We start from the raw sequence: 11,289 nt of genomic DNA on the forward strand, positions 1-11,289 counted from the left end.
CAATTTGGCAAATTTGCCGAAAATTTCATTAAAGAAAAGTGTCCTAAAATTAAAAAACCTTCTAAAAAGTTAGACAATAATTATAGTAATCAATATGATTTATTTTTGGAAGGCATCACTATTGAAGTTAAAACTTCTAGGGTCGCAAATAATGATAGTAGTAAAACACCCTTATTCATGAGAGCACTACCCTATAATACTAATAAAAATTTTGAAATGAATTTCCAGCAGTTAAAACCACAATGCGCAGAAATTTTTATTTTTCTAGCAGTCTTTCTTGATGAAATTATTTTATGGGTTTTAAATTCAAAAGAAGTTTTAAGTCATAAAGATTATTGTGCAAGTCAGCATTATGGCAGTAAGGTAGAAGGGCAATTGCATATTACTCAAAAAAATATCCACACGCTAGACAAATACCGATTAAAAAACGATAATTTGGAACAAATGATTAATGAAGCTAAAGAAAGATTAGATCTTAAACATTTATAATTTACAATCAGGAAAAACCATGCATGTTGCTTGTCTTTTGGCTTTAGGGGATAATCTCATCACGCTTAGCCTTTTAAAAGAAATCGCTTTCAAACAGCAACAGCCCCTTAAAATCCTAGGCACTCGTTTGACTTTAAAAATCGCCAAGCTTTTAGAATGCGAAAAACATTTTGAAATCATTCCTGTTTTTGAAAATATCCCTGCTTTTTATGATCTTAAAAAACAAGGGGTTTTTTTGGCGATGAAGGATTTTTTATGGTTATTAAAAGCGTTTAAGAAGCACAAAATCAAACATTTGATTTTAGAAAAACAAGATTTTAGAAGCGCTCTTTTAGCCAAATTCATTCCCATAACCACTCCAAATAAAGAAATTAAAAACGTTTATCAAAACCGCCAGGAGTTGTTTTCTCAAATTTATGGGCATGTTTTTGATAACCCTTTATATCCCATGAGTGTAAAAAACCCCAAAAAGATTTTAATCAACCCTTTCACAAGATCCATAGACCGAAGCATCCCTTTAGAGCATTTAAAAATCGTTTTAAAACTCTTAAAACCCTTTTGTGTTACGCTTTTAGATTTTGAAGAACGATACGCTTTTTTACAAAGTGAAGCCGCTCATTATCGCGCTAAAACCAGTTTAGAAGAAGTTAAAAACCTGATTTTAGAAAGCGATTTGTATATAGGGGGGGATTCGTTTTTGATCCATTTGGCTTACTATTTAAAGAAAAATTATTTTATCTTTTTTTATAGGGATAATGACGATTTCATGCCGCCTAATGGTAAGAATGAAAATTTTCTAAAAGCCCATAAAAGCCATTCTATAGAACTAGATTTAGCCAAAAAATTCCGCCATTTGGGGCTATTATAATATTGTGTTATACTTCTAATTTCAATTTTGCTTGTTAGGACATTCATGAAAAATATTAGAAATATCGCTGTAATCGCGCATGTTGATCATGGGAAAACCACTCTAGTAGATGGCTTACTTTCTCAATCTGGCACATTTAGTGAGAGGGAAAAAGTGGATGAAAGGGTGATGGATAGCAATGATTTAGAAAGAGAAAGAGGGATCACTATCCTGTCTAAAAACACCGCTATTTATTACAAAGACACTAAAATCAATATCATTGACACTCCCGGGCATGCTGATTTTGGGGGCGAAGTGGAGCGCGTTTTGAAAATGGTGGATGGGGTGTTGCTTTTAGTGGACGCTCAAGAAGGGGTCATGCCTCAAACTAAATTCGTGGTTAAAAAGGCTTTGAGTTTTGGGATTTGCCCCATTGTGGTGGTGAATAAAATTGATAAGCCTGCCGCTGAACCGGACAGAGTGGTGGATGAAGTTTTTGACTTGTTCGTAGCGATGGGGGCTAGCGATAAACAATTGGATTTCCCTGTCGTCTATGCCGCCGCACGAGATGGCTATGCGATGAAAAGTTTAGACGATGAAAAGAAAAATTTAGAGCCTTTGTTTGAAACGATTTTAGAGCATGTGCCAAGCCCTAGCGGAAGCGTTGATGAGCCTTTGCAAATGCAAATTTTCACGCTTGATTATGACAATTATGTGGGCAAAATCGGTATCGCTAGGGTGTTTAATGGCTCGGTTAAAAAGAATGAAAGCGTGTTGCTGATGAAAAGCGATGGGAGTAAAGAAAATGGCCGTATCACTAAGCTTATAGGTTTTTTAGGGCTGGCTAGGACTGAGATTGAAAACGCTTATGCTGGCGATATTGTAGCGATTGCTGGGTTTAGTGCAATGGATGTGGGCGATAGCGTCGTTGATCCAAATAACCCCATGCCTTTAGATCCCATGCATTTAGAAGAGCCTACGATGAGCGTGTATTTTGCCGTCAATGATTCACCCTTAGCCGGGTTAGAAGGAAAGCATGTTACTGCCAATAAATTGAAAGACAGGCTCTTAAAAGAAATGCAAACCAATATCGCTATGAAATGCGAAGAAATGGGCGAAGGCAAGTTTAAAGTGAGCGGGCGTGGGGAATTGCAAATCACCATTTTAGCTGAAAATTTACGCCGTGAAGGGTTTGAGTTTAGCATTTCACGCCCTGAAGTCATTATTAAAGAAGAAAATGGTGTTAAATGCGAGCCTTTTGAGCATTTAGTAATTGATACGCCCCAAGATTTTAGCGGGGCTATCATTGAAAGATTGGGCAAAAGAAAAGCCGAGATGAAAGCGATGAATCCCATGAGTGATGGCTATACAAGATTAGAATTTGAAATTCCTGCAAGAGGGCTTATCGGTTATAGGAGCGAGTTTTTAACCGACACTAAGGGCGAAGGCGTGATGAATCATAGCTTTTTGGAATTCCGCCCTTTCAGCGGGAGCGTGGAATCGCGCAAAAATGGGGCACTAATCAGCATGGAAAATGGCGAAGCGACCGCTTTTTCCCTTTTCAATATCCAAGAAAGAGGCACGCTTTTTATCAACCCCCAAACGAAGGTTTATGTGGGCATGGTCATTGGCGAGCACAGCCGGGATAATGATTTAGATGTCAATCCTATCAAATCCAAGCATTTAACCAACATGAGAGCGAGCGGGAGCGATGATGCGATCAAACTCACCCCGCCTAGGACTATGGTGTTAGAAAGAGCGTTAGAATGGATTGAAGAAGATGAGATTTTAGAAGTTACCCCCTTGAATTTGAGGATCAGAAAAAAGATTTTAGACCCTAACATGAGGAAAAGGGCGAAAAAATAAATAGAATTTTTTGGAATGCATGCCAATTTATTCAACCAAAACGCTAGTAAAAAAGATATTTTTTTGCACAATTTACGCTCCAATAATGGGCGTTACAAACGCTACATAAAAGCCCCTTTAAGATATGGTGGGGGCAAGTCTTTAGCTGTAGGGTTAATAGTGGAGTGTATACCTAATGGTGTGCGTAGGATGATTAGCCCTTTTATAGGTGGGGGGAGCGTAGAAATTGCATGCGCGACAGAGCTAGGTTTAGAAGTGCTAGGCTTTGATATTTTTGACATTTTAGTGAATTTTTATCAAGTGCTACTCAAAGACAAACAAGCTCTTTATAACAGCTTGCTTTCTTTAGAACCTACGCAAGAAACTTACAACATTATCAAGCAAGAGTTAAAAGCCCATTATAAAAAAGAATGCGTTTTAGACCCTTTAGTTTTGGCCAGAGATTATTACTTTAACTTTAATTTAAGCTATGGGCCAGGATTTTTGGGGTGGATGAGTAAAATTTATACCGATAAACAACGCTATCTAAACACCCTTTTAAAAATTAAAGATTTTAACGCCCCTAGTTTAAAGGTGGAATGCTCTGGTTTTGAAGAAGTGTTGCTCGCTTATCCTAATGATTTTTTTTATCTTGACCCCCCTTATGTGTTAGAAAATTCTAAAATGTTTAAGGGGATTTATCCTATGCGTAATTTTCCTATCCACCATAATGGTTTTAAACATGAAGTGTTAGCTCACATGCTAAAAAGGCATAAAGGGCCATTTATTTTAAGTTATAATGACTGCGAATTTGTAAGGAATGCTTATAAAGATTTTAAAATTTTAGAACCCTCTTGGCAATACACTATGGGACAAGGCGAAACCAGAATGGGTAAAAACCGCTTAGAAAGAGGCGATAATAATCATGTCAAACAATCTCATGAGTTATTGATTATCAAGGAGTAAAAATGCATATTAGCGAAGTCAAAACTGCCTTTAAAATCGCTGATGTAGAATACATGAAAGACAGCACAAAGTTAAATTTCAACTATCTTAAGGATTTAAAAGATGAAAACAATCAACCTTTATCTCAAAATATTTTAACTCAAAATGTGGCTAGAGTGTATTTAATTGTAGTGGATGGTGAGATTAAAAAAATTGGTGGTTCTCAAGCAGATGGCGGGATTAAAAGCACGCTCAATATTTATAAAGATGGAGGAGTCAAAGGGAGGCCTAGTATTAGAAGTTTTGGCGTGTGGTATTTTCTTTACCATACGATACTTACAGGGGCTAAAATAGAATTTTACATGATTTATCAACCTAATTTTGAAACTCAAGTGAAAGGCTTGTTTGGTTTTCATACAATCAAAGACGCAAGCATCAGTTATAAACTTTTAGAGCAAGCTTGCCTGACGGATTACAGAAACAATAGCAATGACGCATTACCCGAATGGAATGTGCAAGAGCAGGGCAAAGATTGGCCAAATGATATTAAAGATGAGCATGCCAATATCACTCAAAAAGCTCAAAACAGAGAAAAGGCCATCCATAGAAAGGCGATTGACAAACCTAGCGGAACTTTAAAAAATTAAGGCAATAGTTTTAACCCAATCTCAAAAAAAGGGCTTTAAGTTACTAGATACATTTAAAAAGTGTGGGTTTAGATGAAAGGAAAAAAGTAAACTTGTATAAAGTAGCAGATATTTTTTGTGGTGCTGGAGGGTTGAGTTATGGCTTTTCTATGCACCCTTATTTTGAATTAATATGGGCTAACGATATAGACAAAGATGCCATTTTAAGCTATCAAGCCAATCATAAAGAGGCACAAACCATTTTATGCGATATTGCGCAACTTCATTGCCACAACTTGCCATGCGTTCCAATTGACATTCTATTAGGCGGACCACCATGCCAGAGCTACTCCACGCTTGGCAAAAGAAAAATGGATGAAAAAGCGAATTTGTTTAAAGAATATTTGCGGATCTTAGATTTAGTGAAACCAAAAATATTTGTTTTTGAAAATGTGGTGGGTTTAATGTCTATGCAAAAAGGGCAATTGTTCCAACGAATTTGTAACGCTTTTAAAGAGAGAGGTTATATTTTAGAGCATGCCATTTTAAACGCCCTAGATTATGGTGTGCCTCAAATAAGAGAGCGAGTGATTTTAGTGGGCGCGCTTAAACGCTTTAAGCAAAAATTTTACTTCCCTAAACCCATAAAAACGCATTTTTCTCTAAAAGACGCTTTAGGGGATTTACCGCCCATTCAAAGCGGTGAAAATGGTGATGCTTTAGGTTATCTTAAAAATGCGGATAATGTTTTTTTGGAATTTGTGCGAAATTCTAAAGAATTAAGCGAACATAGCAGTCCTAAAAACAATGAAAAACTGATAAAAATCATGCAAACGCTAAAAGACGGGCAGAATAAAGATGATTTGCCAGAAAGTTTACGCCCCAAAAGCGGTTATATTAATACCTATGCCAAAATGTGGTGGGAAAAACCAGCCCCCACCATTACAAGAAATTTTTCTACCCCAAGCAGTTCTAGGTGTATCCATCCAAGAGACTCTAGAGCGTTAAGCATTAGAGAGGGGGCAAGATTGCAAAGCTTTCCTGATAATTATAAATTTTATGGGAGTGGTAGCGCTAAAAGATTGCAAATTGGTAATGCCGTGCCACCCTTATTGAGTGTAGCGCTCGCTCATGCTGTCTTTGATTTTTTAAGGGGTAAAAATGTTTGATAATAACGATTTTAAGGGTTATAGAAATTTATTGGGTTTTAATTCGCAAAATGCGTTTAAGGAATTTTTAGGCGCTAAAGACATACAACCTTGCGTTGATTTCAATTATTTAAACGTGCTCAAAAAAAGGCTTATTGAAATTTAGCGCTATCAATAGTATTTATTGTTTTAAATATAATGAGTATGAATTGGAATGCTTTTTTAAAAACTCCATAGAGCGAGTGTTTTCAAAGATAGTGGATACTCATATTATTTATAAGCTGAATAATCAAGGCAGAAGACCTGAAGAAGTTTGTTTTTCTTGGATGCGTGGGTTTTTGGTAGCGGAATTTTTTAAGGATTTTATCGCTTGTCTTTTTAGCGCACAAAAAGAAACCATCAAAATTTTTTGGTGGTGGTAATTTTGAGAGCATAGAAAGCTTTAAAAGAAGTCCTAAAGCCGATTTTTTGTTGGACAATCATTTATTGCTAGAAGTTCAAAGCGGGTTTCAAGGGATCAATGACATTAAAGAACATAAAGTTTTAGAGGCTAAAAGGCGTTTGATAACGGATAAAATTCCTACTATTGTGGTGCATTTTGATCTGTTTAACGGGCAAGTGGCATGCGTAGAAATTTCTAAAACCAAAGACAATGATTTGAATTGGATAACCCGCCAACAAATGGAAGGGCAGAGCGTTTTTAATATTTCGCAAAACTTTTTTGATTACAAAATTACAAAAATACCTAATTCGTTATTTTTGCCTAACATCTAGCGTGAGTGTGTGCGCCTCAAGTAAGAGAGAAAGTGTTTTGAGTAGGCGCGCTTAAAAGTTTTAAACAAAAATTCCACTTCCCCCTTATATTTTATATTTTGATTTGCCTTAGCCTTTTTATTGCCTTCTGCTAAAAGTGATCCCATAAACTTCATTCCTGATTTGGAATAAGGGATCAGTAGGGGCTTCTACGCCTTTAGGGAGATCGGCTGGGAAATACACATCTTTATTGCAACCCATTCCTTCATATTTTTCAACTTTCAATGTCCCTACTAATAATTCCTTGTGTTTGCCTTTCCAAAGCGCGGTCGTGTCGTTGGTGGCATCATTTTGATTCGCAAACACCAGATACATTTGGTATTCTATGGGCTTAGTTTTAAGGTGTTGTTGGAATGAAGAGAGCAGATAATTTGAATCTTTTTGCTTTAATTCTTGGGGGTTAAGATACTTAACGCCCTCTTTAGGCACAAATTTCCATCTCGCAGGCAATAATTCCTCTTTCTTATCTTTAAACCTGAACGCATGCACGCTATAATAAGGCGTGTTAGCCACGCTGGAGCTGATCCCTATCGTTTTCATATAAGTTGCAAAATTCCTATAAGAGGGGACTTCTTCATAAAGATTTTTGATTCTTGCTTCATCCACCTTGCCATTTTTAGGAATCCTCATCTCAAAAAATTGAGCGAATTCGTTAGGGTTTTTGGCAAAATTGATTTCAGTATTGAGCATCACCATTGTCCAGCTAGCGTTTTGATTTTCTAATTTTAACGCCATTCCCCTAACTTTGTTTTTATCGTCCATTGCCACGCCTCCTAAAGAATACCTTACAGACGCAGGGATTTCTTTTTCATTGAGTAATGGCACATCTAAATCCTTTTTTGCTTGCAAGTTAGGGAGGAACACGCCTTTAGCGCAAAACCCCTTAGTGTGGTTGATTTTCATTTTAGGCTCTTTGGCGTTGAGTTTGTAGAAAATATCCGCAATCTCTTCAGCGCTCACTTCATGGGCTTTTAAAAAACCCAAACTCAAAACCAAACACAAGCTCAAACCAATTTTTTTCATTTTTTTCCTTATTATTATTTTTTATATAAAACAATGCCTTTAATTGTATCAGTAAATTCCCTATTGAGCCTTTAAAAAGCCTTTTTTAGTATCTTATTAGGATATTAAAAGATTATCCTATCCATTTGCATGCTCATTAACAAGCTTTTAAGGATAAACTTGTTTTAAATTTTGCAAATTTTAAGAAAAACTAGCTTGATTTTAAACTAATTCTATATTCTTTTATGCTACAATTATTTCTACAGAGTAATTTATCTATTCTCAGGTAAAGTAAGGAAGAGGAATGAAATTAAAGAAACGAAAAGTTGCGGCTACATTGCTAAAGCGTTTTACCTTGCCACTATTGTTCACGACGGGGTCATTAGGGGCGGTTACTTATGAAGTGCATGGGGACTTTATTAACTTCTCCAAGGTGGGTTTTAACCATTCGCCCATTAACCCTGTTAAAGGTATCTATCCTACAGAGACTTTTGTTAACCTTACAGGTAAGCTAGAGGGGTCTATACATTTGGGTAGGGGATGGACCGTGAATTTAGGCGGTGTTTTGGGCGGACAAGTTTATGATAGCACTAGGTATGATAGGTGGGCAAAGGATTTTACTCCCCCAAGCTATTGGGATAAAACTTCTTGCGGCACTGATTCTATGAGCCTTTGTATGAATGCGACTAAAATGTGGGAGCAATCAGGACCAGGTGGCGTCATTAACCCTAGAGGTATTGGTTGGGAGTATATGGGTGAGTGGAACGGCTTGTTCCCTAACTACTATCCGGCTAACGCCTACTTGCCTGGGGGTTCAAGGCGTTATGAAGTTTATAAAGCGAATCTTACCTATGATAGCGACAGAGTCCATATGGTAATGGGGCGCTTTGATGTTACCGAGCAGGAGCAAATGGATTGGGTGTATCAATTGTTCCAAGGTTTTTATGGGACTTTCAAGCTTACTAACAAGATGAAATTCTTGCTCTTTAGCTCTTGGGGTCGTGGTATCGCTGACGGTCAATGGTTGTTCCCCATCTATCGTGAAAAACCTTGGGGTATTCATAAAGCGGGTATTATTTATCGCCCTACCAAGAATTTAATGATCCACCCTTATGTGTATCTTATCCCAGAGGTAGGCACATTGCCCGGCGCTAAAATAGAATATGATACCAATCCTGAATTTAGAGGCATAGGTATTAGAAATAGGACAACTTTTTATGCGTTGTATGACTATCGTTGGAATAACGCTGAATACGGCCGTTACGCACCCGCTCGTTATAACACTTGGGATCCATTCTTAGATAATGGTAAGTGGCGTGGCTTGCAAGGTCCTGGCGGTGCGACACTCTTTTTACGCCACCACATAGACATTAACAACTACTTTGTGGTTGGTGGTGCTTATCTCAACATTGGTAACCCTAACATGAACTTAGGTACTTGGGGTAACATCATCGCTGTAGATGGTATCGAACAATGGGTTGGCAGTATCTACAGCTTAGGGTTTGCGGGGATTGACAACATTACCGATGCTGACGCGTTCACCGAATATGTTAAAGGTGGAGGTAAGCATGGTAAGTTTAGCTGGAGCGTCTATCAACGCTTCACCACTGCACCAAGGGCTTTGGAATATGGTATTGGTATGTATCTAGACTATCAGTTCAGCAAGCATGTTAAAGCGGGTCTCAAACTCGTGTGGTTAGAGTTCCAAATTCGTGCGGGTTACAACCCTGGAACTGGTTTCCTTGGGCCAAACGGTCAGCCGCTTAACTTGAATAATGGTTTGTTTGAATCTTCTGCATTCGCGCAAGGTCCTCAAGACATGGGTGGCATTAAAAAGAGCATTACCCAAGACAGAAGCCATTTGATGACACACATTAGTTATAGTTTCTAAGAGAGTTCCCCTATCTCTTAGATATGCCTTTTTTGTATTTTTAATTCAATATCTTTGGGAGTTAGGGTTTTGGGAATTAAGGAATATTTTTTTTACTCTCTATTTTTTTTGCTTTTTTCTGGTCTCTTTTTATCCAAACTTCAAGCTTATAAATTCAACATGAGCATTGTTGGAAAGGTGAGCAGCTATACTAAGTTTGGTTTTAACAACCAAAGATACCAGCCCTCTAAAGACATTTACCCTACAGGTAGCTACACTTCTTTGCTCGGCGAATTGAATTTGAGCATGGGTTTATACAAGGGTTTGAGGGCGGAAGTGGGGGCTATGATGGCAGCGCTCCCCTATGACTCCACCGCTTATCAAGGCAACAATATCCCTAATGGCCAGCCTGGCTCTAGGACCGATCCTTTTGGAGCGGGTATCTTTTGGCAATATATTGGTTGGTATGCAGGGCATAGTGGTTTGCAAGTGCAAAAACCTCGTTTGGCTATGGTGCATAACGCTTTTTTGAGCTACAACTACAAAAAAGATAAATTCAGTTTTGGCGTGAAAGGGGGGCGCTATGATGCTGAAGAGTATGACTGGTTCACTTCTTACACTCAAGGCGTTGAAGGTTTTGTCAAATATAAAGACACTAGGTTTAGAGTGATGTATTCAGACGCTAGGGCTTCAGCGTCAAGCGACTGGTTTTGGTATTTTGGGCGTTACTATACAAGCGGTAAGGCTTTAATGGTAGCGGATTTGAAATATGAAAAAGATAACTTAAAAATCAACCCTTATTTTTATGCGATCTTTCAAAGAATGTATGCGCCAGGCATTAATATCACTTACGACACCAACCCTAATTTTAACAATAAGGGTTTTCGTTTTGTAGGCACTTTTGTAGGGTTTTTCCCAATTTTTGCCACTCCGGCCAATCAAAACGATATTATTCTTTTCCAACAAGTGCCGTTAGGAAAGAGCGGGCAAACTTATTTCTTCCGCACTCGTTTTTACTATAATAAATGGCAATTTGGGGGCAGTGTCTATAAAAACATCGGTAACGCTAATGGCGACATAGGTATTTATGGCGACCCTTTGGGGTATAACATTTGGACAAATAGTATTTATGACGCAGAAATTAACAATATCGTTGGCGCTGATGTGATTAACGGGTTTTTGTATATAGGCTCACAATATAGGGGGTTTAGTTGGAAAATTTTAGGCCGTTGGACGGATAGCCCAAGGGCTGATGAAAGGAGTCTTGCACTCTTTTTGAGCTATTTTTCTAATAGGTATAATATTAGAATGGATTTGAAACTAGAATATTATGGCAATATCACTAAAAAAGGCTATTGTATTGGGTATTGTGGCATGTATGTTCCGGCTGATCCTAACGGGCCTGGCACACAGCCTTTAACGCACAATGTGTATTCTGACCGAAGCCATATCATGTTTAACATCACTTATGGTTTTAGGATTTACTAGCATTTTATCCTTAATGGATATTTTTGGTTAGCCTTTTTAAAATATTAAAAGGCTCTGCTCCAATCAAATATTAATACTCAAAAAGCCTTATTTAAATTTATTATTCAATATTTAATACACTAAAACAAAACACCACACCCTGTGCAGTTTTTCAACAAGCTAAACGAGTTTAAAAGCGATGTTTTTACGACCCCAAAGGCTAAAGAATACATTGAC

Annotated in this window: 8 protein-coding genes and 2 pseudogenes; 9 read left to right on the forward strand and 1 reads right to left on the reverse strand. The window is 37.7% G+C overall.

The genetic code is table 11. The features are described from left to right. From QT76_RS08425 to QT76_RS08575, 7 genes and pseudogenes are all read left to right on the forward strand, one after another. A pseudogene (locus QT76_RS08425) lies at positions 1–489 on the forward strand (hypothetical protein); the annotation flags it as partial. A gap of 19 nt (positions 490–508) precedes the next feature. After that, a complete protein-coding gene (locus QT76_RS07375) occupies positions 509–1,357 on the forward strand; it encodes a glycosyltransferase family 9 protein (RefSeq protein WP_033617222.1) in 849 nt (282 codons plus the stop codon). 45 nt (positions 1,358–1,402) lie between these two features. After that, the gene (gene typA / locus QT76_RS07380; RefSeq protein ID WP_033617223.1) at positions 1,403–3,202 is read left to right on the forward strand and encodes a translational GTPase TypA; all 1,800 of its coding nucleotides are present in this window, start codon (positions 1,403–1,405) and stop codon (positions 3,200–3,202) included. 15 nt (positions 3,203–3,217) lie between these two features. Beyond that, positions 3,218–4,147, forward strand: coding sequence for a DNA adenine methylase (locus QT76_RS07385; RefSeq protein ID WP_033617224.1), 930 nt, complete (start codon positions 3,218–3,220; stop codon positions 4,145–4,147). Positions 4,148–4,149: 2 nt separating this feature from the next. After that, complete coding sequence (locus tag QT76_RS07390) at positions 4,150–4,773, forward strand: GIY-YIG nuclease family protein (protein WP_033617225.1); 624 nt, start codon at positions 4,150–4,152, stop codon at positions 4,771–4,773. Between the two features lie 92 nt (positions 4,774–4,865). Continuing rightward, positions 4,866–5,921: a DNA cytosine methyltransferase gene (locus tag QT76_RS07395; RefSeq protein WP_033617228.1), complete on the forward strand. Its 1,056-nt coding sequence runs from the start codon at positions 4,866–4,868 to the stop codon at positions 5,919–5,921. Further along, positions 5,914–6,674, forward strand: a pseudogene (locus tag QT76_RS08575) (restriction endonuclease). The gene QT76_RS07395 and the pseudogene QT76_RS08575 overlap by 8 nt, the downstream one beginning before the upstream one ends. A 117-nt stretch (positions 6,675–6,791) precedes the next feature. On the opposite strand, the gene QT76_RS07405 reads toward QT76_RS08575, so the two are convergent. Then, positions 6,792–7,736 (reverse strand): catalase family peroxidase, encoded by a 945-nt coding sequence (locus QT76_RS07405; protein ID WP_033617226.1) that lies wholly within the window; start codon positions 7,734–7,736, stop codon positions 6,792–6,794. 283 nt (positions 7,737–8,019) lie between these two features. Here QT76_RS07405 and hofC point away from each other — a divergent pair, with 283 nt between their 5' ends. Continuing rightward, positions 8,020–9,606: an outer membrane beta-barrel protein HofC gene (gene hofC / locus QT76_RS07410; protein WP_000768602.1), complete on the forward strand. Its 1,587-nt coding sequence runs from the start codon at positions 8,020–8,022 to the stop codon at positions 9,604–9,606. Between the two features lie 69 nt (positions 9,607–9,675). After that, complete coding sequence (gene hofD / locus QT76_RS07415) at positions 9,676–11,073, forward strand: outer membrane beta-barrel protein HofD (RefSeq protein WP_033617227.1); 1,398 nt, start codon at positions 9,676–9,678, stop codon at positions 11,071–11,073. Positions 11,074–11,289 lie beyond the last annotated feature (216 nt).

This window comes from Helicobacter pylori SA37A, from assembly GCF_000476015.1.
In the GTDB taxonomy this organism is placed as follows: Bacteria; Campylobacterota; Campylobacteria; order Campylobacterales; family Helicobacteraceae; genus Helicobacter; species Helicobacter pylori_DB.

Bases quoted from the DNA above. Each gene is read 5' to 3' on its own strand.
- typA (WP_033617223.1), top strand. From the start codon at position 1,403: ATGAAAAATATTAGAAATATCGCTGTAATCGCGCATGTTGATCATGGG.
- QT76_RS07385 (WP_033617224.1), top strand. From the start codon at position 3,218: ATGCATGCCAATTTATTCAACCAAAACGCTAGTAAAAAAGATATTTTT.
- hofC (WP_000768602.1), top strand. From the start codon at position 8,020: ATGAAATTAAAGAAACGAAAAGTTGCGGCTACATTGCTAAAGCGTTTT.
- QT76_RS07375 (WP_033617222.1), top strand. From the start codon at position 509: ATGCATGTTGCTTGTCTTTTGGCTTTAGGGGATAATCTCATCACGCTT.
- QT76_RS07405 (WP_033617226.1), bottom strand. From the start codon at position 7,736: ATGAAAAAAATTGGTTTGAGCTTGTGTTTGGTTTTGAGTTTGGGTTTT.
- QT76_RS07390 (WP_033617225.1), top strand. From the start codon at position 4,150: ATGCATATTAGCGAAGTCAAAACTGCCTTTAAAATCGCTGATGTAGAA.